The organism is Streptomyces sp. NPDC048352 (genome assembly GCF_040651895.1).
GTDB lineage: Bacteria > Actinomycetota > Actinomycetes > Streptomycetales > Streptomycetaceae > Streptomyces.
In genome coordinates, this window is sequence record NZ_JBEZKZ010000070.1 from 1 (window position 1) to 23,021 (window position 23,021).

A 23,021-nucleotide genomic window follows, 5' to 3' on the forward strand; every position below is an offset into this window, starting at 1 on the left:
CCTGCGCGACGTCGAAGCGCTTGTCGAAGCGCTCCCACTTGCGCTCGGACGCGCCGGAGGTCACGCCGTAGCGCTTCAGGCGCGCGGCCTGGACGGGGTCGGTGACCTGGCCGGCGTTGGCGAAGTACTGGTTGAAGTTCTCCTCGCCGTGGAGGGTGGTGCCCCACGGGGTGGTGCCGCCGGCGCAGTTGTTGAGGGTGCCGAGCACCTTGGTGCCGGTGGCGTCCCCGGAGGTCTTCAGCAGGGCGCTGCCCGCGGCGGGGCCGGTCAGCCGGAACTCGCTGGTCGCGGTCAGGCGGCGGTTGAGCTGGTGGCGGCTGACGGCCGTCAGCTTGCCGCTGCGGTGGTCCTCCTGGACGACGACCACGGACAGGCCGTGCGCGGCCCAGGCGATCTCGACCTGCTCGCGGGTGGGGTTCGCCGGGTCGTAGCCCTTGAACATGAGGTTCTCGTCCGTGTACTCGTGGTTGGCCACGAGCAGCTGGCGGCGCTCGTAGGCGCCGCCGAGCGGGAGCAGGCTGAGGAAGTCGTTGTTGTAGCCGAACTGACCGGCCTGGGCGGCGGCGGTCTGCCGGTCGGCGTTGAAGCCGGGGGCGCCCTTGACGATCGGGTCGCCCCAGCGGATCACCACGTTCTGCTCGTGGCCCTCGGGGATGGTGACCTTGTCGTCGGTGTTCGGCGCGACGGGCTTGAAGCGCAGGCCGCGGGCGGCCTCGCCCGCACGCCGGGCGTCGGCGTCGGCCACGGGGGCGGCGCTGGCGCTCTGGCCGCCGCCGGCGCCGAGGGTGACCGCGGTGCCGGCGGCGGTGGCGACCGTGACGACGGCGGCGGAGCGCAGCATCGAGCGGCGCGAGTAGGCCCGGGCTATGACGTCGCCGACGTACTCGTTGTCAGTGGTGTTGGGCACCTCGTGGAAGCAGGCGTTTCCGCAGCGGTAGCGGCAGGTGAGAGCGGAACGGCCGCTGCCATGCGGGTTGCCGATGAGCGGCAGGAGCTTGCGCACGGGGTGTCCTCCGGTAAGTGCACGGCGCCGACGACGTGTCGGTACGAATCCAGCGGCGACGCTAGGCGCGGGTTGCGCCGATGTGGCGGCGCGGGGGTGAACACCGGATGAACCCGGCAGGGCGGAGGGGCAGTTCGGCCGGAGGGTGCGGTCGACTGGAGAGCCGGGCGCCACGAAAGGCGCCCCTGCCGACGTTCCAGCCAAGGGGCCGATAACCTTACGTGTCCACTCTGGGCAGGGATCAACCGCGCAGCACGGACAAATGACGCACGCACTCATGCGAAAGGCCTGGCCCATGGGTATTCGGAGCTTGTTGCGCAAGGTGTTCGGACGGACCGAGGAGCCGGTCCCCGAGACGTCCGACGCCCCTTCGGCGGCCGTCCCGAGCCAGGCCGAACGCACCCCGATGGACGCGGCGGCCGATCTGGTGGCCGCGTCCTTCGACAACCCCACGGTCCCGCCGCAGTCGGCGCCGCGCGACCGCGAGCCGGGCACGCTGCTCACCGCCCCGGCCCCGACGACGGACCCCATCGTCCCCGAGGCCCGTCGCCCGGTGCCGTCGGCGGTTCCGGAGGGCGGCGCGGGCGGATCCGGGTCCCCGGAGCCCGCGGCTGGGGGCCCTGCGGCCCCGAAGGACCCCGAGCCGGAGGCCGCCGCCGAGCCGGAGGCCGAGAAGGCCGTCGCGCCGGAGGCCGCGCCTGAGGCACGGGAGGAGCCCGAGGCCCCCGCGGAGGCCGAGGAGACCGCCGCTGCGGCGGCCTCCGAGCCCGTCGCCGCGGAGGCCGCGCCGCAGGCGGAGAAGGCCGCAGAACCGGAGGCCGCACCGCAGGCACAGGAGGCCCCGGAGCCCGTCGCCGCCGAGGCCCCCGAGCCGGCCCCGGCGGAGGAGGCCCCCGAGCCCGCCGCCGCCGAGGAGGCCGCCGAGGAGGCTCCTAAGCCCGTAGCCGCCGAAGCGCCGCCGCAGGCCGAGGAGCCCGCCGCCGAGGCCGCACCGCAGGCACCCGAGGAGGCAGCCGCCGAACCGCAGCCCGAGCCGGAGGCCGCGCCCGAAGCAGCCGCCGAGCCGGAGGCCGCCGCCGAGCCGCAGCCCGTGGCCGCCGAAGCGTCGCCGCAGGCGGACAAGGCCGAAGCGTCGCCGCAGGCGGACGGGCCCGCCGTCGCCGCCGCGGCGGTGCGCAAGCGCGCCCCCGGGATCGCCGGGGCGTACAAGGCCGCCGGCCAGGTGCTGCGCGCCAAGGGCAAGGCGGGGGCCCGCGCGAAGGTGTACCTCGTCCTGGACCGGTCCGGCTCGATGCGCGGGTTCTACAAGGACGGCAGTGCCCAGCACCTCGCCGACCACGCCCTCGCCCTGGCCGCGCACCTGGACGACGAGGCCACCGTCCACACGGTGTTCTTCTCCACCGAGCTGGACGGCACCGCCGAGCTGACCCTCGACTCCCACGACGGGACCTGGGTCGAGGCCCGGCACGCCGAACTCGGCCGGATGGGCCGCACCAGCTACCACGTGGCCGTCGAGGCGGTCGTCGAGCACTACCGCAAGGACGGCGGCACGGGGCCGGCGCTGGTCGTGTTCCAGACGGACGGCGCCCCCGACAACCGCCAGCCGGCCCGGCAGGCGATCACCGACGCGGCGGCCGACGCCCCCGGCATCCACTGGCAGTTCGTCGCGTTCGGCGACCACGACGCCAAGGCCTTCGACTTCCTGCGCAAGCTGGACGCAGAGAACGCCGGCTTCTTCCACGCCGGCCCGGCCCCCGCCGAGCTGACCTCGGCCGCCCTCCTCAAGGGCATCCTCGACCGGTTCTGACCGCGCGACGGAACGGCGAAGGGCCCGGGATCCGCGAGGATCCCGGGCCCTTCGTCATGTCCTGCTACCCAAGCGGCAGCGTCACCGCGCGGCGTCCGGGTGGACGGCCTCCGCGACCGGCTTCGCGTCGGCCGCCTTCGTCTCGACCGGCTTGCGCAGGGCGATGTTCAGCTCGCGCAGGCGGGACTCCTCCAGCACCGTCGGCGCGCCCATCATCAGGTCCTGGGCGTTGCCGTTGAGCGGGAAGGCGATCGTCTCGCGGATGTTCGGCTCGTCGGCCAGCAGCATCACGATGCGGTCGACGCCCGGGGCGATGCCGCCGTGCGGCGGGGCGCCGAGGCGGAAGGCGCGCAGCATGCCGGCGAACTCGCGCTCGACGGTCTCGGCCTCGTAACCGGCGATCTCGAAGGCCTTCAGCATGACCTCGGGCTCGTGGTTGCGGATGGCGCCGGAGGACAGCTCGATGCCGTTGCAGACGATGTCGTACTGCCAGGCCAGGATGTCGAGCGGGTCCTTCTCCTCCAGGTCCTTCATGCCGCCCTGCGGCATCGAGAAGGGGTTGTGCGAGAAGTCGATCTTGCCGGTCTCCTCGTCCTTCTCGTACATCGGGAAGTCGACGATCCAGCAGAAGCGGAAGACGTTCTCCTCGAACTGGCCGGCGCGCTTGGCGGCCTCGACCCGGACCGGGCCCATGATCTTGGAGACCTCGTCGAACTCGCCCGCGCCGAAGAACACCGCGTGTCCGGCCGCGAGGCCGAGGCGCTCGGTGAGGACCTTGACGTTCTCCTCGGTGAGGAACTTGGCGATCGGGCCGGTCAGCGAGCCGTCCTCGCCGACGCGCACCCACGCCAGGCCCTTGGCACCCAGCGAGATCGCGTACTCGCCGAGGCCGTCGAAGAACTTGCGCGGCTGGGCGGCGGTGTCCGGGACGGCCAGCGCGCGCACGTGCTTGCCGGCGAACGCCTTGAACTCCGAGCCCTCGAACACGTCGGTGATGTCGACGAGCTCCAGCTTGGCCCGCAGGTCGGGCTTGTCGTTGCCGTACTTCATCATCGACTCGCGGAACGGGATCCGCGGGAACGGGGAGGTGACCGGGCGGCCGCCGCCGAACTCGGTGAAGAGCTCGGTCATCAGCTTCTCGATCGGCTGGAAGACGTCCTCCTGCTCGACGAAGGACATCTCCACGTCGAGCTGGTAGAACTCGCCGGGCGAGCGGTCGGCGCGGGCGTCCTCGTCGCGGAAGCAGGGCGCGATCTGGAAGTACCGGTCGAAGCCGGAGATCATCAGCAGCTGCTTGAACTGCTGCGGGGCCTGCGGCAGGGCGTAGAACTTGCCCGGGTTCAGGCGGGACGGGACGACGAAGTCACGGGCGCCCTCGGGGGAGGTCGCGGTGAGGATCGGGGTCGCCATCTCGTTGAAGCCGAGGGCCACCATCTTCGAGCGGATGGAGGCGATGACCGCCGAGCGCAGCATGATGTTGCGGTGCATGCGCTCGCGGCGCAGGTCCAGGAAGCGGTACTCCAGGCGCCGCTCCTCGTTCACCCCGTCGTCGGTGTTGATCGTGAACGGCAGCGGGGCGGCCGCGCCGAGCACCTCGACCTCGGCGGCCTCGATCTCGATCTCGCCGGTGGGCAGGTCCGGGTTGACGTTCTCGGCGCCACGGGAGACGACCTTGCCGTCGACCCGTACGACCGTCTCCTTGGACAGCTTGTCCAGGACGGCGGCGGCGGCGGTGCCGGGGCGGGCGACGAGCTGCGTGATGCCGTAGTGGTCACGCAGATCGATGAAGAGGATGCCGCCCAGGTCTCGACGATTGTGCAGCCAGCCGCTCAGCCGGACGTCGGAGGCGACGTCGGAGGCACGGAGCTCGCCGCACGTGTGGGACCTGTACCGATGCATCAGTCATCCAGTTCTACGCGATACCAGGGTGGATTCAACCCTCCCAAGGTTACCGTCCGGGCGGGGCACCGCGCGGGCGTGCCCGGAGAGGCTCCTGAACAGGCAGCCCCCGGGAATGACCTGTAAAGATGACCGGGTGCGCACCGAGGACGTCCTGGCCGCCATCGCGACCGGTCTGTGGCGATGGGACAACGCCTCCGGGACGGTCACCCTCGACAGCGAGGCCGCCCGGCTGCTCGGCCTGCCCGCCGAGCCCGTCGTCCTGCCCGAGGCCGCCGCGCGCTCGCGCTTCCACCCGGTCGACTGGAACGAGATCAACGGCATCGTGAACCTCGCCGTCGCCGAGGGCACCCTCGCCGAGGCCCGGCTGCGGATCATGGACGAGGACGGGCGCGTGCTGCGCACCGTGCGCAGCCGCTCCAAGCCCCTCCAGAACCTGACGCCCGACGGCCGCGTCGACTACGAGCTGATCGGCACCATCCAGGAGATCGCCGAGCCGCAGCCGGGCACCACCGCCGCGCACACCCCGATCACCGGCGACTGGCGGCGCTCCCGCGAGGCCTTCCTGCTGGACGCCGGCCGGGCGCTGGCCGAGGCGCGGTCCACGGCCGAGGTGCTGCGGGTGGCGGCCTCCCTGTCCATGCCCGGCTTCAGCCCCGACGGGCTGGCCGTCTTCGGGGTCTCGGGCGACCGGCTGTCGATCATCGGCCACCACGGGCACGCCCCCGGCGACGAGGGCCCCTTCACGGACATGAGCCTGGAGACCGACTACCCGGCGGCGGAGGTCGTCCGGACCGGCCGGGCCATCTACCTGCCCGCGCCGGAGGACTACGCGCGCCGCTTCCCCGTCACCTGGCCGCTCGCCCAGCCCTTCGGCCGGGTCTCCTGGGCCTTCCTGCCGCTGATCGTGGCCGGGCGGACCATGGGCGCCTGGATGGCCGCGTTCAAACAGCCGGTGACCTTCTCGCCCGACGAGCGGTCCGTGCTGACGACGGTGGCCCGGATGCTGGCCCAGGCCCTCCAGCGGGCCGGCGTCGCCGAGTCCGAGCGGGAGCTCACCACCGGGCTCCAGCGGTCGATGATGCCGCAGCTCGGGCCGGAGATCCCCGGCATGCGCATCGCGGCGCGCTACGTCCCGACCGGCGGCGGGCTCCAGGTCGGCGGCGACTGGTACGACATGATCCCGCTGCCCTCGGGGCGGTTCGCGCTGGTCATCGGCGACGTCCAGGGGCACGACGTACGGGCCGCCGGGCTGATGGGGCAGCTGCGGATCGCCGTGCGGGCCTACGCGTCCGAGGGGCACCGGCCGGACGCGGTGCTGTCGCGGGCCTCCCGGTTCCTGGCCGGGCTCTGCTCCTCCCAGGAGGAGGAGGCGGAGGCCGGGGACGGCGGCCGCGACCCCGACTTCCTCAGCCCCCGCTTCGCGACCTGCCTGTACGCGGAGTGCGACCCGGAGACCGGCCTGCTGGAGGTGGCCCGGGCCGGGCATCCCGACCCGGCGGTCCGGATGGCCGACGGCACCGTCCTGATGCGGCCGACGGCCGGCGGGCTGCCGCTCGGGATCGTCCCCGACACCGACTACCCGACGACCCGGTTCACCCTGGAGCCGGGCGAGACGATGATGCTGTGCACCGACGGGCTCATCGAGACCGGCGGCCACGACCTCGACACCGGCTGGGCGCGGCTGCGGGCGATCCTGGAGGCCGACGCCGACACGTACGGGGCCGGCGCGGGCGGCGGCTCCGCCGGGCTCACCGCCGGCCACCTGGAGCGCCTGGCCGACCTGCTCGTCCAAGCCGTGCACGGGCCCTCCTCGCACCACACCACCGGCCCGCTGGCCGACCGCCGCGAGGACGACATAGCCGTCCTGCTGCTCTGCCGCGAGGGCGCGGGCTGCGGCTGCGGGACGGACCTGCCGCACCCGGCCCGGCCGGCCCGGCGCACGATGCTGACCGTGGCCCAGGCGGAGCCGGAGCGGATCGCGGGCGCCCGCCGCCAGATCCGGGAGCTGCTGCACGACTGGGCGGACCCGGAGCAGGTGGACTCGGCGGAGCTGATGGTCTCCGAGATGGTCACCAACGTCCTGGTGCACACCGACGGCGACGCGCTGCTGGTCGCGGAGGCGGCGGGCGAACTGGGCACCCGGCGGCTGCGCGTGGAGGTGGCCGACGGCAGCGACGAGCTGCCGCACAAGCGCCACCCCGGGGAGATGGCCTCCAGCGGGCGCGGGGTGCTCCTGATGGAGATGCTGGCCGACACCTGGGGCGTCGACCCCAGGGGCGCGGGCAAGTCCATCTGGTTCGAGCTGTACGAGCGGTCCAAACCCGACGACGCGGACGGCGGAGCCGGGAACGAGTAGGGGGCCGGGCCCCCGCAAGCCGAAGGCAGGGGGCCGGGCCCCCCGCAAGCCGAAAGGTGGACACGGCGATGCCGACCCCCCTGCTGCCCGAACCGGTGCGGCGGCTGGCCGCCTGGTGCGTGGTGGTCCTGCTCGTCGCCGGTGTGACCGCCGTCGGCGTATGGCTCTGCGTGATCTTCAAGACCGCCGTCACCCCGGTGCTGCTCGCCCTGCTCGGCACCGCCCTGCTCGGCCCGCTGTACCGGCGGCTGGTCCGGCTGAAGGTGCACCGCTCCCTCGCCGCCGCCCTCACCTGTCTGGCCGTGGTGGCCGTGGTCGGCGGGGCCGCGTACGTGGTGGTCTCCGCGCTCGTCCAGACCGGCGACGAGATCGTCGCCTCCCTCAAGCGCGCCGGCCAGGACCTCGCCGAGCACTTCGGCGCCGCCGGGACCTCGCTCCAGGACCTGGCCGGCAACGCCAAGCAGCTCCTCTCCAAGTTCGGCGGAACGGCCGCCTCCGGCGTCATCACCGGTCTCAGCGTCGTCGGCGAGGTGATCGCCATGGCGATCCTGGCGCTGCTGCTGATGTTCTTCTTCCTGCGGGACTCCGACCGGGCCTCCGCGGCCCTGCGCTCCCTCGCCCCGCACTCCACCGGGGACACCGTGGAGGCCATGGCGCGCCGCGCCTACCGGGCCGTCGAGGGCTTCATGCGCGGCACCACCTTCATCGCCGCGATCGACGCCGTGTGCATCACGGTCGGCCTGCTGGTGCTGCGCGTACCGGGGGCGTTCGGGCTCGGCGCGCTGGTGTTCGTCGGCGCGTACATCCCCTACCTGGGCGCCTTCATCTCCGGCGCCGTCGCCGTGCTGGTGGCCTTCGCCGACCGGGGGTGGGTGATCGGGCTGTGGGCGCTGGGCGTGGTGCTGGCCGTACAGGTGCTGGAGGGACACGTCCTCCAGCCCCTGATCCAGAGCCGGACCGTGCAGATGCACCCGGCGGTGGTGATGCTGGCGATCACGGCCGGGGCGAGCGTCGCCGGGATCCTCGGGATGCTGCTCGCCGTCCCGCTGACGGCGGCCGCCTTCGGGGTCGTCTCGGAGCTCCGGGGCCGCCACGCCCCGCCGGACACCGGCCGCACGTGACCGCGGGGCCTCCCGGCCGGGAGGCCCCGCGGTGCGGACCGAACAGCGTCGTCGTAGTGGCCGGGGGCTTCGACCACACGGCCCTAGGAGTGCTGCTCCGCCGAGACGGTGCGCTCCCGGGCGGTGGTGGGGATCCGGCCCAGCCGGCCCGCCTGGAAGTCGTCGAAGGCCTGCTGGAGCTCCTGCCGGCTGTTCATGACGAACGGCCCGTAGTGCGCCATCGGCTCGCGGATCGGCCGGCCGCCGAGCAGGACGATCTCCAGGTCCGGGGCGTTGGAGTCCTGCGCCTCGTCGGCCCGCACCGTGAGGGCGCCGCCCGCGCCGAAGACGGCCGTCTGCCCGGTGTGGACGGGCCTGCGTTCGGTGCCCACCGATCCGCGCCCGGCCATGACGTACGCGAGGGCGTTGAAGTCCTCGCGCCACGGCAGGGTGACCTGCGCGCCCGGGGTGACGGTCGCGTGGATCATCGTGATCGGGGTGTGGGTGATGCCCGGGCCCTCGTGTCCGCCCAGCTCACCGGCGATGACGCGGAGCAGCGCGCCGCCGTCGGGGGTGGTCAGCAGCTTGACCTTGCCGCCGCCGATGTCCTGGTAGCGCGGGGGCATCATCTTGTCGGAGGCCGGGAGGTTCACCCACAGCTGGAGGCCGTGGAAGAGCCCGCCGCTGACGACGAGCTGCTCCGGCGGGGCCTCGATGTGCAGGAGGCCGGAACCGGCGGTCATCCACTGGGTGTCACCGTCGTTGATGACGCCGCCGCCGCCGTTGCTGTCCTGGTGGACGAAGGTTCCGTCGATCAGATACGTGACGGTCTCGAAACCGCGGTGGGGGTGCCAGGGGGTGCCCTTCGGCTCGCCCGGCGCGTACTCCACCTCGCCCATCTGGTCCATCATGATGAACGGGTCGAGGTGCTGGTAGTCGATGCCGGCGAACGCCCGGCGCACCGGGAAGCCCTCGCCCTCGAATCCCCCCGGAGCCGTGGTCACGGCGAGCACCTTGCGGGCGGCGGCCGTCTGCGGCTCGGCCACGCGCGGAAGGCTCAACGGGTTCTCAACAGTCACTGCGGGCATGGTCAGGACCTCCTTCTGCGTCGAGTTTAGTTGAATCTCGAACTTTCTGCCACACCGCACAGAACGGCGCACGGGACCGGGGCATTCCCGGGCGGCGCGATGGCGTCCGCGTGCCGCCGCGATCCCGCCTTTTTCCTGGTACCTGACAACCGGATGGGCCGTCGCGGCGGTCTACCGGAGCATGGAGAACCGCACCCCCCAGCCCGACCCCGGCACCGGACGCCGGTGGAACCCGCCGGAGCCGCTGCGCGCCCTCGCCCGGGCCGCCGCCATGACCGCGGCGATGACCGCCGCCGGCTACGCCGTCTACCGCTGGGCGGCCACCGGCCTGCCGATGGAGCCCCTGCCCGGCTCGCCCTGGCCGTACCTCGGCGCGTGGGCCGTCCTGACCTTCCTCGTCTCCCTGCTCCTGCAGTGGGCGACGTCCGGGATCGACTACGACGGCCGCTGGAGCCTGGTCGCCGTCCCGGTCTTCGCCGGCATCCGCCTGTCACTGGCCCACCGCCCGGACCCCGCGCTGCTGTACGCGTACGGCCTGGCGGCCCTGGCGGCGGCCGCCGCGGGCACCGCCCTGTGGCGGCTGCGCCGCCGAGGCGCGGCCCGCGGATAGCACCGGAACCGGCGGCAACGCAGGGCGGGGCGGGGGATCCCGTAGTGGGCCCCCCGCCCCGACACCGGGGTACTACGGCACGTCAGCCGTACATGCGGCGCATCGCGAAGTCGACCATCTGCTCGACGGCCTTCGCGTCGAACACCATCCGGTGGTCGCCCTCCATGTCGAGGACGAAGCCGTACCCGGTCGGCAGCAGGTCGATCACCTCGGCGCCGGTGATGACGAAGTACTTGGACTCCTTGCCGGCGTACCGGCGCAGCTCCTTGAGCGTGGTGAACATCGGGATGACCGGCTGCTGCGTGTTGTGCAGGGCCAGGAACCCGGGGGTCTCGCCGCGCGGGCAGTAGACCTTCGAGGTCGCGAAGATCTGCTGGAAGTCCTCGGCGGACAGCGATCCCGTCGTGAAGGCCCGTACCGCGTCGGCGAGCGACGGCGGCGAGGGCTCGGGGTAGAGCGGCTGCTCGCCGTATCCGCCGGCCATCTGCTGCGGGGCGGCGTACTGCTGCTGCCCCGCGCTCACGTTCTGGTCGTAGCCGTACATGGACCGAAGCCTACCGAGCGGCCCCCCGCCCCAGGGACCGTCCGGCCGATCCCGCTTGACGCTGGTCACAGTGGTCGACGAAGGGTTGATTCTTATTACTGGCGGGTAGCATCATGACGTTACCGATTGGTATGTACGAGGAACCTGTCTCCCCGAGCCTTAACGGAGCCGTCGCCATGGGGCACTACAAGTCGAATCTCCGCGACATCGAGTTCAACCTCTTCGAGGTGCTCGGCCGCGACAAGCTGTACGGCACCGGACCGTTCGGCGAGATGGATGCCGAGACCGCCAAGAGCATCCTGTCCGAGATCGCCCGCCTCGCCGAGAACGAGCTGGCCGAGTCCTTCGCGGACGCCGACCGCAACCCGCCGGTCTTCGACCCCGCCACCAACACCGCCCCGGTCCCGGCCTCCTTCAAGAAGAGCTACGAGGCCTTCATGGACTCGGAGTACTGGCGCCTGGGCCTGCCCGAGGAGATCGGCGGCACCACCTCGCCGCGCTCCCTGATCTGGGCGTACGCGGAGCTGCTGCTCGGCTCCAACCCCGCCGTCTGGATGTACTCCTCGGGCCCGGCCTTCGCCGGCGTCCTCTTCGAGGAGGGCAACGAGGCGCAGAAGAAGATCGCCCAGATCGCCGTCGAGAAGCGCTGGGGCTCCACCATGGTCCTCACCGAGCCGGACGCCGGCTCGGACGTGGGCGCCGGCCGCACCAAGGCGATCCAGCAGGCCGACGGCTCCTGGCACATCGAGGGCGTGAAGCGCTTCATCACCTCCGGTGAGCACGACATGGAGGAGAACATCCTCCACTACGTCCTCGCCCGCCCCGAGGGCCACGGCCCGGGCACCAAGGGCCTGTCCCTCTTCCTCGTCCCGAAGTTCCACTTCGACTGGGAGACCGGCGAGCTGGGCGAGCGCAACGGCGTCTACGCCACCAACGTCGAGCACAAGATGGGCCTCAAGGCCTCCAACACGTGCGAGATGACCTTCGGCGACCAGCACCCCGCCAAGGGCTGGCTGATCGGCGACAAGCACGACGGCATCCGCCAGATGTTCATGATCATCGAGTTCGCCCGCATGATGGTCGGCACGAAGGCCATCGCCACGCTCTCCACCGGCTACCTGAACGCGCTGGAGTACGCCAAGGAGCGCGTGCAGGGCCCGGACCTCGCGAACTTCATGGACAAGACCGCGCCCAAGGTCACCATCACGCACCACCCCGACGTGCGCCGCTCGCTGATGACGCAGAAGGCGTACGCCGAGGGCATGCGCGCCCTGGTGCTCCACACCGCGGCCGTCCAGGACGAGATCCAGCTCAAGCAGGCCGCGGGCGAGGACGCCTCCGCCCTGGTCGGCCTGAACGACCTGCTCCTGCCCATCGTCAAGGGCTACGGCTCGGAGAAGTCCTACGAGCTGCTCGCGCAGTCCCTGCAGACCTTCGGCGGCTCCGGCTACCTGCAGGAGTACCCGATCGAGCAGTACATCCGCGACGCCAAGATCGACACCCTCTACGAGGGCACCACGGCCATCCAGGGCCAGGACTTCTTCTTCCGGAAGATCGTCCGCGACCAGGGCGCCTCGCTGAACGTCCTCTCCGAGACGATCAAGAAGTTCCTCGCCGAGGGCCCCGGCGGCGAGGACCTCGCCCCCGCCCGCGACGCCCTCGCCAAGGCCGCCGTGGACCTCGAGGCCATCGTCGGCCAGATGATCGTCGACCTCACCGCCACCGGCGAGGACGTCAAGAACATCTACAAGGTCGGCCAGAACACCACCCGCCTGCTGATGGCCTCCGGTGACGTCGTCGTCGGATACCTGCTGCTCAGGGGCGCGGCCGTGGCCGCCGAGAAGCTCGCCGGCGCCTCCGCCAAGGACGTCCCCTTCTACACCGGCAAGATCGCCGCCGCGAAGTTCTTCGCCGCCCAGGTCCTGCCGGGCGTCTCGGTCCAGCGCGCGCTGGCCGAGGCCGTCGACAACTCCCTCATGGAGCTCGACGAGGCCGCCTTCTAAGCGGACGCGCCTCGCCGGACAGGTCGTACGCGGTGTACGTACGCACAGTGGCCGGACCCTCCCTGGCGGGGGTCCGGCCACTGCTGTCGGGCCGTGTCGGCCGTTGTCGGCGGTTCGTGGGACGCTCGTAGGCATGAGTCCACAGGAGCACCACAGCAACAGGGGGTATTCCGTCCCCGCCGGGCGGCCGTACGCCCTCAAGGAGCTGCAGGCGAACGTGGGCGCGCTCGGAGACCGGATCAAGGACCTCTACGACGGCGCCCACCCCGCCGAGTACGACCCCGTGGCCGACGCCCTCTACGTGGCCTTCCAGACGGCCGCGGGCCTCGCCCCCGCCAAGAGCTACACCGGCTGCCCCGAGCACCCCAACGGCGCCCTCGACCCCGAGGCGCCCGAGGGCTGGGGCCGCTGCCTCATCTGCAACGACCGGCGCCGCCTCGGCCGGCGCCTCCAGGGCGGCCGGGCGGCCGGCCCCGCCGCCGGCGAGCAGCGGCGGCTCGGCTACCCCGTCCCCGAGCCCCCGTACACCCTCGACGTCCTGCGCCACTACCTGCGCGTCATCGACGAACAGCGCTTCCACCTCACCCTGGCCTCCGCCGACCAGGACTTCGTCCGCCTCGCCGACGACCTCCACCGGGCCTTCATCGTGGCCCGGGAGCTGTCGCGGCCGCGCAACGCGTCGGGATGCTCCGAGCACCCCGGCGCGCCGATCGACCCCGATGCCCCTCCGGGCGAGGCCTGTATCTTCTGCGCCGGACGCAAGAGACGCGCGCAGCGCCCGCCGCAGACCCCCGAGATGCTCCCGCGCATCCGCCGGGGCGAGCGCAGACAACTGCAGCGCAGATTCGAGCGTCCACCGGGCTGAGCACGACCGGACCGCGGCCAAAACCCCCGCGGTCCCCGACCCTCCGGCCAACCGCCGCAGTCCGGACATGGCGAACACGACCGTCGTTAAGGTGAACCACATGAGCTCTCCCGCCCGCTTCGACCGCGGCCACACCGACGATCTGATGACCTTCCTGACGGCCAGTCCGTCGCCGTACCACGCCGTGGCCAACGCGGCGGAGCGGCTGGAAAAGGCAGGCTTCAGGCAGTTGTCGGAGTCGGACGCCTGGGACTCGGGAACGGGAGGCCGGTTCGTCCTGCGCGGCGGCGCGCTCATCGCCTGGTACGTGCCCGAGGGCGCACCCGCCCACGCCCCCTTCCGGATCATCGGCGCGCACACCGACTCCCCCAACCTGCGGGTCAAGCCGGTACCGGACACGGGCTCGCAGGGCTGGCGCCAGGTCGCGGTGGAGATCTACGGCGGGACGCTGCTCAACACCTGGCTGGACCGCGACCTCGGCCTCGCCGGGCGGCTGACCCTGCGCGACGGCACCGAGCGGCTGGTGAACGTGGACCGGGCGCTGCTGCGCGTCCCCCAGCTCGCCGTGCACCTCGACCGGTCCGTCAACACCGACGGCCTCAAGCTCGACAAGCAGCGGCACATGCAGCCGATCTGGGGTCTGGGCGAGGCGCGCGAGGGGGACCTGATCGCCTTCCTGGAAGAGGAAGAGGGCCTCGCCCAGGGGTCGGTGGCCGGCTGGGACCTGATGGTCCACTCGATCGAGCCGCCCGCGTACCTCGGCCGCGACCGCGAACTGCTGGCCGGCCCGCGCATGGACAACCTGCTGTCGGTGCACGCCGGCGTCGCGGCCCTGGCCGCGGTCTCCGCCTCCGAGGGCCTGGACCACATCCCGGTGCTGGCCGCCTTCGACCACGAGGAGAACGGCTCCCAGTCCGACACCGGCGCGGACGGCCCCCTGCTGGGCAACGTGCTGGAACGTTCAGTCTTCGCGCGCGGCGGCTCGTACGAGGACAAGGCCCGCGCCTTCGCCGCGACCATCTGCCTCTCCTCGGACACCGGCCACGCCGTCCACCCCAACTACGCGGAACGGCACGACCCCTCACACCACCCGCGCGCCAACGGCGGCCCCATCCTGAAGGTCAACGTCAACCAGCGCTACGCCACCGACGGCAGCGGCCGCGCGGTGTTCGCCGCGGCCTGCGAACGGGCCGGGGTGCCGTGGCAGACCTTCGTCTCCAACAACTCCATGCCCTGCGGCACCACGATCGGCCCGATCACCGCTGCCCGCCACGGAATCCAGACGGTGGACATCGGCGTGGCGATCCTGTCGATGCACTCGGCCCGCGAACTCTGCGGCTCCGACGACCCGTTCCTCCTCGCCAACGCCCTCCTGTCCTTCCTGGAGGGCTGAGCCCCCAGGAAGGCGGCGGGACGACGGCCGACCGTCAGGCGTCCATGCCCGCGAGCACCAGCGGGAGGCGGGAGGCGCCGGCGGCCGTGACGGCGACCGGGACGCCCCAGTCCTGCTGGTGGACGTGGCACGCCGGGTACTCGTTGGCCGGGTCGTCGTCGCAGGAGGCGGCCATCGCCGAGACGTGCAGCACCCCCTCGGTGACGTCGGGGTTCAGCACCAGGTCCCGGAACAGGTCGGTGCCCGCGCCCTCCCCCCGCGCCAGCAGCTCCGGCGGGGTCGAGGAGACCAGCAGCCGGGTGGAGGGACCGTAGCGGGTGTCCAGCTTCTGGCCGGCCGGCGCCTGGAAGACCACGTCGAGGCGGAGCGTGCCGGGGGCGACCTCGGTGGCGGCCCGCTGCGTGCGGTGGGCGACCGCGTCGACGCGCACGGCCTCCTCCGGCAGCCGCAGCCGGGTCAGGCGGTGCCGGGCGGACTCCACCACCACGATGTCCTCGCCGACCAGCACGGCGTCGCTCGGCTCGCGTAGGTCCGTCGCGAGGGTGGAGACCCGGCCGGTGGCGGGGTCGTAGCGGCGCAGGGCGTGGTTGTACGTGTCGCAGACCGCGACCGAGCCGTCCGGCAGGGCGGTGACGCCGAGGGGGTGCTGGAGCAGGGCCTGGTCGGCGTCGCCGTCGCGGTGCCCGAAGTCGAACAGGCCGGTGCCGACGGCGGACCGCACGGCGTACCCGCCCTCCCCCTCACGCTCCACGTACCGCAGGGCGCTGGTCTCGGAGTCGGCGACCCACAGCCGGTCCCCGGCGGCCGCGAGCCCGGACGGCTGCGCAAACCAGGCCTCGGCGGCGGGCCCGTCGACCAGCCCCTCGTTGGTCGTCCCGGCGGCCACCTCGACCGTGCCCGCCTCCGGGTCCCAGGTCCACAGCTGGTGCACCCCGGCCATGGCGATCCACACCCGGCCCTGCCACCAGGCCACGTCCCAGGGCGAGGACAGGTCCACCTCCAGCGCCGGCCCGGACGTCGGCGAGCCCTGCCACCACTGCCGCCCGGTCCCGGCGACGGTCTCGACCGCACCGGTGGCCGGGTCGAAGACGCGCAGCGCGTGGTTGACGGTGTCGGCGACGACGACCCGGCCGTCGGGCAGCAGCGCCAGGCCCTGCGGCTCGCTGAAGGCGTCCGGCCCGAACCCGCGCGCGCCGCTGCCGATGCGGCGCACGACGCTCTCCCCGTCGGCGTCGAGCTCCACGAGCTGGTGCCGCGTCGAGTCGGAGACGAGGAGGTTCCCGGAGGGCAGCACGAGCGCCTTGCCGGGGAAGCGCAGGTCGGTCGCCACGGGTTCGGGCGCCACGTAGGGGCCGTCCCCGCGCCGCAGGGTCCCCTTGGCCTCGTGCTCGGCCTCCAGCTCCTCGACCAGCCGCGCGATGGCGTGCGCGTGCCCCTCACCGGCGTGCTGCGCGACGACGTACCCCTCGGGGTCGATCACCACGAGCGTGGGCCAGGCCCGCACGGCGTACTGCTTCCACGTCGCCAGCTCGGGATCGTCGAGCACCGGGTGGTGCACCTCGTACCGCTCGACGGCGTCGACGACGGCGGCGTGCTCGGCCTCGTGCACGAACTTCGGCGAGTGCACCCCGATGATCACCACGGTGTCCCGGTGCTTCTCCTCGAGCTCCCGCAGCTCGTCGAGGACGTGCAGGCAGTTGATGCAGCAGAAGGTCCAGAAATCCAGAAGAACCACGCGTCCCCGCAGGTCGGCGAGGGTGAGTTCCTTCCCGCCGGTGTTCAGCCAGCCGCCCTTGCCGATCAGCTCGGGGGCACGGACACGGGCACGCTTGCGGGGTGCGGGCGCGGGGGTGGGCGCCGGGGCAGCATCGTTCATCCTTCAAGCTTGCCATCCGCCCGTGAACGCAGGATCACGCGCGTGCGGCGGTGCCCCGGGCGGTGGTGAGGAACGCGTGCAGCGAGGCGGTCACGGACCGCACGAAGGCGTCGCGGGTTTCGGGCGGGAGGAGGTCCAGGGAGAGGTACGGGTTCAGGTCCTCCAGCTCGACCAGCAGCAGCTCCCCGGACGGGGCGCGGCAGGCGTCCACGCGCTGGATGCCGTGGGCCAGGGTGTTCCAGTCGATGAAGCGGCGGGCGAAGGCCAGGTCCGCGGGGGTCGGCTCGTACGGGGTGAGCTCCCAGCGGCGGGCGGGGTCCGGGGCGTGGAGGGCGTACTGGAAGGCGTCGTCGACGAAGTAGAAGGACACCTCGTACGCGAAGTCGATCCGCGGCTGGATGAGGACCTCTCCCGCCGGTCCGGCGGGGGTCCGGGTGAAGGTCAGGCCGATGGAGTCCGCGCCCTGCTTCGGTTTGACGGCGTACGTGTCCGTCTCGGGCAGGAGCGCGAGGTGCGCCGGGTCGTCGACCGTGGGGATCACCGGGAACCCGGCGGCCGTCAGGTCGAGCAGGTACTGCTTGCCGGCCATGTCGCCGCGGCCGGTGAGCGGGTTGTAGACCGGGGTGCCGGCGGCGAGCGCGGCCGCGCGGAAGGCGTCGTGGGCCCGCTGGTAGTGCAGGACCGGGCCGCTGTTGCGGACGACGACGGCGTCGAAGCCGGGCATCAGGGCCTCGGCGTCGAGCGGGTGGCACAGGGCCAGGGCGAAGTGCTCACGCAGGCGGGCGGTGAGGAACACGTCCTCGTCGCCGTAGCGGCGGCCGCGTGCGGGGTACGCCAGGTCGGTCACGTAGAGCAGACGCGGGGTGGGCATGGGGCCACGCTATCCCGGGCCGCGAACGGCTCTCGCTGCTGCGCAGCCACTGCCGCGTCACCATGGCCGGGGGAGGGCGAGGGGAACTCCGCCGGGTGGGCCGGGGGTTCGCCTCGCCCTGCCGTCCCTGGTCTAGCGGGTCGGGGGGTTCAGGCCCAGGGCGCGGTCCTTCAGGGCCGGAAACTGGTCCCGGGTCTGCGCCACCTTCGCCGGGTCCAGGTCCACCGTCAGGACGGCCTCGCCCGGGCCCGCCTCCGCGAGCACCTCGCCCCACGGGTCCACCACCAGGCTGTGCCCGGACTGTTCGACGCCCGCGTGCGTGCCGGCCGTCGCGCAGGCGAGGACGTACGCCTGGTCCTCGACGGCCCGCGCGCGGTTGAGCAGGGTCCAGTGCTCGCGCCGCCGGGCCGGCCAGCCCGCGGCGACGACCATCGTCGTGGCGCCCGCGTCGACCAGTCCGCGGAACAGCTCCGGGAAGCGCAGGTCGTAGCAGGTGGCGAGGCCGAGGGTCTGCTCCGGCAGGGTCACCGTGGTCAGGGAGTCACCGGCGGACATCAGCACCGCCTCCCCCTGGTCGAAGCCGAAGCGGTGGATCTTGCGGTAGCTCGCGGCGAGCTCGCCCGACGGGGACAGCACGAGGGCGGTGTTGTAGAGGGAGCCGTCGCCCGCGCGCTCCACCACCGAGCCGGCGTGCAGCCAGACGCCGGCGTCGCGCGCCGCCTTGGACATGACCTCGTACGTCGGGCCGTCCAGCGGTTCGGCCTCCGTCTCGAACTGCTCGTAGGCGAAGGCGCCGACGGTCCACAGCTCGGGCAGCACGACGAGGTCGCAGTCCCCCTGCTCCCGGACGAGTTCGGCGGCCCGCAGCCGCCGGGAGGCGGCCGACTCCCCGTCGGTCACCGCGATTTGGATCAGCGAGGCGCGCACAGTACCACCGTCCTGGCATGTCAGCCGGTCAACTCAAGGCCTACGATCGTCACACGAAAGCGCTGCCGGGGTGTTCATCGGCAGCGTAGTTTTGGGAATAGTCCACAACGCGCCACTGAACTGCCAGCGAGGGGTCCCGTTGACCGTCCATCCCAGCCTTGAGCCCTATGCCGACGCGTGGACCCACTCCATCGAGGCGATAACCGAGCTGGTCCTCCCCCTCTCCGAGGGCCAGTGGAACCTGCCGACGCCCTGCCCCGGATGGTCCGTCCGCGACATCGTGTCCCACATCATCGGCATGGAGCTGGAGCAGCTCGGCGATCCGCGGCCGATCCACACGCTGCCGCGCGACCTGCGGCACGTGGTGGACGAGTTCACCCGCTACATGGAGGTCCCGGTCGACGTCCGCCGGCACCACACCGCGCCGGAGATGACCTCGGAGCTGGAGTACACGGTCATCCGCCGGCAGCGCCAGCTGCGGAACGAGAAGCGGGATCCGGCCACGACGATGGTGCGCGGGCCGCAGGGCGACCAGATCACGCTGGAGCTCGCGCTGCGGCTGCGGGCGTTCGACACCTGGATCCACGAGCAGGACCTGCGGGCGGCGCTGGGCGTGCCGGGGAACTGGGACTCGCCGGGTGCTTTCGTGGCGCGGGACGTCCTGCTGTCCGGCCTGCCGAAGGCGGTCGCGAAGGGCGCCGGCGCGCCGCCGGACTCGGCGGTGGTGGTGGACGTGCACGGGCCGGTGGAGTTCCTGCGGACGGTACGGGTGGACGGCGCGGGCCGGGCCACCCTCGACCAGACCCCCTCGCTGGGCCCGGCGGTGTCGCTGTCCATGGACTGGGAGACGTACGTACGGCTCGCCGCGGGCAGGGTCCGGCCGCGCGCGGTCGCCGACCGGGTGAAGGCGGACGGGGACCCCGAGCTGGCCGCCGCCATCCTCGGCGCGTTCGCCGTGACCCCGTAGGCCGTCAGCGGCGGCCCCCACGCCCCCGCCGTGCCTGCCTCAGACGCCGGCGGGGCTGGGGTTGTCCGCGGGGCCCGGCTGCTGCGCCGCGGCCGTGGCCGCGGGGGCGGTGCGGTCGTGTTCGCGGGACAGGGCGGGGCCGCGCAGCCGGAGGATCCGCGTGACGCCGAGGGCCTCCAGGACGAACACCGACGAGAAGGCGATCCGGTAGTCGTCGCCGGTGGCGTCGAGCAGGACGCCCACCGCCAGCAGGGTGGTCATCGAGGCGAGGAAGCCGCCCATGTTGGTGATCCCGGAGGCGGTGCCCTGGCGCTCGGCCGGGTTCGCGGGCCGGGCGAAGTCGAAGCCGATCATCGAGGCCGGGCCGCAGGTGCCCAGCACCACGCACAGCGTGACCAGCAGCCACATCGGGGCGCGCGGACCGGGGTACGCGAGGACCGAGCCCCACAGGAGCGCGGTGATGCCGACGGTGCCGAGCGCCAGCGGGAGGCGCGCGGCGGGGCGGCGGCCGATGAGCTGGCCGTAGACCAGCCCGAAGACCATGTTGGCGGCGACCACCAGGGTCAGCAGCGCGCCCGCGGTGGTCCGGGACAGCCCCTGCGCCTCGACCAGGAACGGCATCCCCCACAGCAGCAGGAACACCATCGCCGGGAACTGCGTGGTGAAGTGCACCCACAGGCCGAGCCGGGTGCCGGGCTCCCGCCACGACTCCCGGATCTGGCGCCGTACGAAGCCGCCCCCGCCCCGGGTGACGGGCGCGGGCCCGTGTCCGTCGGGGTGGTCCCGCAGGAACAGGACCAGGGGGACCAGGACGACCAGCCCCGCGGCGGCGCTGCCCGCGAAGGCGGGCACCCAGCCGAGCCCGTGCAGGACGGGTGCCAGCACGAGGGTGGAGACCAGGTTGCCCGCCATTCCCACGAGCCCGGCCAGCTGCGCCATCAGCGGGGCGCGGCGGGCGGGGAACCAGCGGGTGCCGAGCCGCAGGACGGAGATGAAGGTCATGGCGTCGCCGCAGCCCAGCAGGGCGCGCGCGGCGAGCGCCGTCCCGTACGAGGGGGAGAGCGCGAAGCCGAGCTGCCCGGCGGTGAACAGGACGGCGCCCAGCGTCAGCACCTTCTTGGTACCGAGCCGGTCCACCATCAGGCCGACGGGGACCTGCATGCCCGCGTAGACCAGCAGCTGGAGCAGGGAGAACGTGGACAGGGCGGAGGCGTTGACGTGGAAGCGGTCCGCCGCCTCCAGGCCGGCGACGCCCAGGCTGGTGCGGAAGATGACGGCGACGAAGTAGACGGCGACGCCTATGCACCAGACGGCGACGGCCTTGCGGCCGCCCGGCGGATCGGCGGTCACCGCTCGCCCCCGGCGCCTGCCTCGCGCCCCCGTACGAGCGCTCCGACCCGGCCGACGTGGCCGCGTACGGCCGCCGCGGCCGCCTCCGCGTCCCCGGCGCGCAGGGCCTCCAGGATCTCCGCGTGCTCCTCCAGCGTCCGCTCCACCCGCTCGGGGTGGGCGTGCAGCAGGGCCACGCCCATGCGCAGCTGCCGGTCGCGGAGCTGGTCGTAGAGCCGGCTGAGGATCTCGTTGCCGGCGTTGCGGACGATCTCGGCGTGGAAGCACCGGTCGGCGGTCGTCATCGCGGCGAGGTCGCCCCGGGCCGCGTACCGGCGCAGTTCCTCCAGCAGCAGCGTGAGCCGGTCCAGCAGCGCGGGCGGGGCCGGGACGGCCCTGCGCACGGTGAACTCCTCGACCAGCAGCCGGGTCTCGACCACGTCGGCGATCTCCTGGGCGGAGACCGGCAGCACCAGCGCGCCCTTCTTCGGGTACAGCCTCAGCAGGCCCTCGGTCTCCAGCCGCAACAGGGCCTCGCGGACCGGGGTGCGGGAGACGCCGACGGCCACGGCGAGCTCGCCCTCGGTGAGGAGGACGCCGCCCTCGTAGCGGCGGTCGAGGACGCCCTGCTTGACGTGGCGGTAGACGCGGTCGGCGGCCGTGACGACACGGGTGGCGGATGGCATGCGCACAGGATAGATACATGAGCGGTGCAACGATCCGTCGTGTCCGCGATGTGGACGCCGGCCACGGGCGGCTGCATCGAAGGATGTAGCCGGTGTTCCTCCACGGGCAGGACGAAGCGGGCCCCCGCCGCCGGGACGCTGGGGACATGGCCGACACCCTCCTCCCACCCCGGGCCGACGCGACCGCCGCCCGGCTGCCCCTGCTCGACGTCCTGCGCGGCGCCGCCGTCCTCGGCACGCTCATGACCAACGTGTGGATCTTCGCTTCGCCCGGCTCCGAGTGGAGCGTCCTCCAGGGCGGCATGCACCTGCCCGACCCCCTCGCCGACCCGTCCGCCGCCACCGTCGCCGAGGCCGTCTTCCGCTTCCTGGCCGACGGGAAGTTCCTCTCCCTGCTGACGGTCCTGTTCGGCGTGGGCCTGGCCATCCAGTACGACTCCGCCGCCCGCCGCGGCGAGCGGTGGCCCGGACGGTACCCGCGGCGGGCCGCGTTCCTCTTCCTGGAGGGCACCGTCCACTTCGTCCTCGTCTTCGCCTGGGACGTCCTGATGGGGTACGCGGTGACCGCCCTGCTGGTGGCCTGGCTGCTGGCCCGCTCCGAGCGGGTGCGGCGGGCCGTGATGTGGGGCGCGGCCGGAGTGCACCTGGCCCTGACCGGCCTGGTGACGCTCGGGGACGTGCTCACCCCGGACCACGCGCCGAAGGCGGTGGACGCGTCGGCCGTCCGGCTCTACGCGCACGGCAGCTGGGCCGAGCAGATCGGCTTCCGGCTCGACCACGCCCTCGGGCTGCGCATCGAGCCCGTCTTCACCTTCGGGCTGCTGGTCTTCCTCTTCCTCCTCGGCGTCCGCCTCCACCGCGCCGGCGCCTTCGCCCCGACCGCGGGCGGACGCCGGATCCGGGGCCGGATGGCCGCCTGGGGCCTCGGCCTCGGGCTGCCGTTGGGCGCCGCCGCCGCGCTCGGCGGCCCCGACTTCTTCGTGCTGGGCCGCTACTGCATCGCCCCGCTGGTCGCGATCGGCTACATCGGGCTGATCGGGTGGGCCCTCGACCGGTTCGCCGTCCCCGGCGCCGCGGCGCTCGGCTCCGTCGGCCGCACCGCCCTGTCCTGCTACGTCGGCCAGAACCTGCTGTGCGTCCTGCTCTGCTACGGCGTCGGGCTGGGCCTGGCGGAGCGGCTCGGAGGCAGCGGGCCCTGGTGGGTGATGGGCCTGTGGGCGGCGGTGAGCCTGACCCTGGTGGCCGCTTCCCGGCTGTGGCTGCGGCGCTTCGAGCGGGGCCCGCTGGAAGCCGTGCAGCACCGGGTGCTGGGGGTGCGGCGGTGACCGCCCAGGGCTCAAGGGGCTGCGGCCCGGGGCTCAGGGCGCGCCCGTGGCCGCGGTGACCTCCACCTCCAGCACGAACTCGTCGTACGGGGCCTCCTGCGGGTAGGGCGGGCGGATCTGCGCGAAGCGGATCCGGGCCCGGCCGCCCGGGCTGCGGCCGCGGACCACGTACGCCCGCTCCAGCGGGGCGCCGGGCAGGGTCTGCGCGGGCGGCGGCGCGGCCTCGCTCACGGAGACGGCGTCGGCGTTCCCGGTGACCTGCCAGGTCCACACGTACCCGCGCGCCCCGCGCCCGGTGAGCCGCAGCTCGTACGACTCCCCGGCGCCGAGTGCGATCTCGCGCACCTCCACCGGCCGCCTCCGTCCGCC

The 23,021-nt window shown here is 73.1% G+C and carries 19 protein-coding genes; 9 read left to right on the forward strand and 10 right to left on the reverse strand.

The annotated features are described in order from the left end of the window. Window positions 1–1,003 (reverse strand): alkaline phosphatase PhoX (locus AB0D45_RS27605; RefSeq protein WP_362463879.1); only part of this gene is annotated, 1,003 nt, incomplete at its 3' end. 295 nt (window positions 1,004–1,298) lie between these two features. Here AB0D45_RS27605 and AB0D45_RS27610 point away from each other — a divergent pair. Then, window positions 1,299–2,810 (forward strand): VWA domain-containing protein, encoded by a 1,512-nt coding sequence (locus tag AB0D45_RS27610; protein ID WP_362463882.1) that lies wholly within the window; start codon window positions 1,299–1,301, stop codon window positions 2,808–2,810. Window positions 2,811–2,891: 81 nt separating this feature from the next. On the opposite strand, the gene aspS is transcribed toward AB0D45_RS27610, so the two are convergent. Continuing rightward, entirely contained in the window at window positions 2,892–4,709 is a 1,818-nt protein-coding gene (gene aspS / locus AB0D45_RS27615; protein WP_362463885.1) for an aspartate--tRNA ligase, read from the reverse strand. A 136-nt stretch (window positions 4,710–4,845) separates the two neighbouring features. Here aspS and AB0D45_RS27620 point away from each other — a divergent pair, with 136 nt between their 5' ends. Both AB0D45_RS27620 and AB0D45_RS27625 read left to right on the forward strand, forming a co-directional pair. Further along, a complete protein-coding gene (locus AB0D45_RS27620) occupies window positions 4,846–7,068 on the forward strand; it encodes a SpoIIE family protein phosphatase (RefSeq protein WP_361596970.1) in 2,223 nt (740 codons plus the stop codon). Between the two features lie 68 nt (window positions 7,069–7,136). Next, complete coding sequence (locus AB0D45_RS27625) at window positions 7,137–8,189, forward strand: AI-2E family transporter (protein ID WP_362463888.1); 1,053 nt, start codon at window positions 7,137–7,139, stop codon at window positions 8,187–8,189. Between the two features lie 83 nt (window positions 8,190–8,272). On the opposite strand, the gene AB0D45_RS27630 is transcribed toward AB0D45_RS27625, so the two are convergent. Then, window positions 8,273–9,256, reverse strand: coding sequence for a pirin family protein (locus AB0D45_RS27630; protein WP_362463891.1), 984 nt, complete (start codon window positions 9,254–9,256; stop codon window positions 8,273–8,275). Window positions 9,257–9,437: 181 nt separating this feature from the next. On the opposite strand from AB0D45_RS27630, the gene AB0D45_RS27635 reads away from it, so the two are divergent. Continuing rightward, complete coding sequence (locus AB0D45_RS27635) at window positions 9,438–9,866, forward strand: hypothetical protein (RefSeq protein WP_362463893.1); 429 nt, start codon at window positions 9,438–9,440, stop codon at window positions 9,864–9,866. A gap of 82 nt (window positions 9,867–9,948) precedes the next feature. Here AB0D45_RS27635 and AB0D45_RS27640 read toward each other — a convergent pair whose 3' ends face one another. Next, window positions 9,949–10,410, reverse strand: a complete 462-nt coding sequence (locus AB0D45_RS27640) for an SseB family protein (RefSeq protein ID WP_042815576.1) — start codon at window positions 10,408–10,410, stop codon at window positions 9,949–9,951. 176 nt (window positions 10,411–10,586) lie between these two features. On the opposite strand from AB0D45_RS27640, the gene AB0D45_RS27645 reads away from it, so the two are divergent. From AB0D45_RS27645 to AB0D45_RS27655, 3 genes are all read left to right on the forward strand, one after another. Then, the gene (locus AB0D45_RS27645; RefSeq protein ID WP_361596967.1) at window positions 10,587–12,413 is read left to right on the forward strand and encodes an acyl-CoA dehydrogenase; all 1,827 of its coding nucleotides are present in this window, start codon (window positions 10,587–10,589) and stop codon (window positions 12,411–12,413) included. 133 nt (window positions 12,414–12,546) lie between these two features. After that, window positions 12,547–13,278 (forward strand): hypothetical protein, encoded by a 732-nt coding sequence (locus tag AB0D45_RS27650; RefSeq protein ID WP_362463895.1) that lies wholly within the window; start codon window positions 12,547–12,549, stop codon window positions 13,276–13,278. Between the two features lie 100 nt (window positions 13,279–13,378). Then, window positions 13,379–14,671, forward strand: coding sequence for a M18 family aminopeptidase (locus AB0D45_RS27655; RefSeq protein ID WP_362463898.1), 1,293 nt, complete (start codon window positions 13,379–13,381; stop codon window positions 14,669–14,671). 34 nt (window positions 14,672–14,705) lie between these two features. On the opposite strand, the gene AB0D45_RS27660 is transcribed toward AB0D45_RS27655, so the two are convergent. The 3 genes from AB0D45_RS27660 to AB0D45_RS27670 all read right to left on the reverse strand — a co-directional run bounded on the left by AB0D45_RS27660 (window position 14,706) and on the right by AB0D45_RS27670 (window position 18,345). Next, complete coding sequence (locus AB0D45_RS27660) at window positions 14,706–16,547, reverse strand: NHL domain-containing thioredoxin family protein (protein ID WP_362463901.1); 1,842 nt, start codon at window positions 16,545–16,547, stop codon at window positions 14,706–14,708. A 34-nt stretch (window positions 16,548–16,581) separates the two neighbouring features. Then, window positions 16,582–17,418, reverse strand: a complete 837-nt coding sequence (locus AB0D45_RS27665; protein ID WP_362463904.1) for a hypothetical protein — start codon at window positions 17,416–17,418, stop codon at window positions 16,582–16,584. Between the two features lie 132 nt (window positions 17,419–17,550). Further along, the gene (locus AB0D45_RS27670) at window positions 17,551–18,345 is read right to left on the reverse strand and encodes a carbon-nitrogen family hydrolase (RefSeq protein ID WP_361596856.1); all 795 of its coding nucleotides are present in this window, start codon (window positions 18,343–18,345) and stop codon (window positions 17,551–17,553) included. A 139-nt stretch (window positions 18,346–18,484) separates the two neighbouring features. Here AB0D45_RS27670 and AB0D45_RS27675 point away from each other — a divergent pair, with 139 nt between their 5' ends. Further along, window positions 18,485–19,312 carry a maleylpyruvate isomerase family mycothiol-dependent enzyme gene (locus AB0D45_RS27675; RefSeq protein WP_361596853.1) on the forward strand — a complete coding sequence of 276 codons (828 nt, stop codon included), beginning with the start codon at window positions 18,485–18,487 and terminating at the stop codon, window positions 19,310–19,312. 39 nt (window positions 19,313–19,351) lie between these two features. Here AB0D45_RS27675 and AB0D45_RS27680 read toward each other — a convergent pair whose 3' ends face one another. Together AB0D45_RS27680 and AB0D45_RS27685 are read right to left on the reverse strand one after the other, a co-directional pair. Further along, window positions 19,352–20,662, reverse strand: a complete 1,311-nt coding sequence (locus AB0D45_RS27680) for an MFS transporter (protein ID WP_362463907.1) — start codon at window positions 20,660–20,662, stop codon at window positions 19,352–19,354. Then, entirely contained in the window at window positions 20,659–21,327 is a 669-nt protein-coding gene (locus tag AB0D45_RS27685) for a GntR family transcriptional regulator (protein ID WP_362463910.1), read from the reverse strand. The genes AB0D45_RS27680 and AB0D45_RS27685 overlap by 4 nt, the downstream gene beginning before the upstream one ends. Before the next feature lie 146 nt (window positions 21,328–21,473). Between AB0D45_RS27685 and AB0D45_RS27690 the strand changes: the two genes are divergently transcribed. Next, window positions 21,474–22,652, forward strand: coding sequence for a DUF418 domain-containing protein (locus AB0D45_RS27690; protein ID WP_362463913.1), 1,179 nt, complete (start codon window positions 21,474–21,476; stop codon window positions 22,650–22,652). Window positions 22,653–22,685: 33 nt separating this feature from the next. Here AB0D45_RS27690 and AB0D45_RS27695 read toward each other — a convergent pair whose 3' ends face one another. Further along, window positions 22,686–22,997, reverse strand: coding sequence for a protease inhibitor I42 family protein (locus AB0D45_RS27695; protein WP_362463915.1), 312 nt, complete (start codon window positions 22,995–22,997; stop codon window positions 22,686–22,688). Window positions 22,998–23,021: the final 24 nt, after the last annotated feature.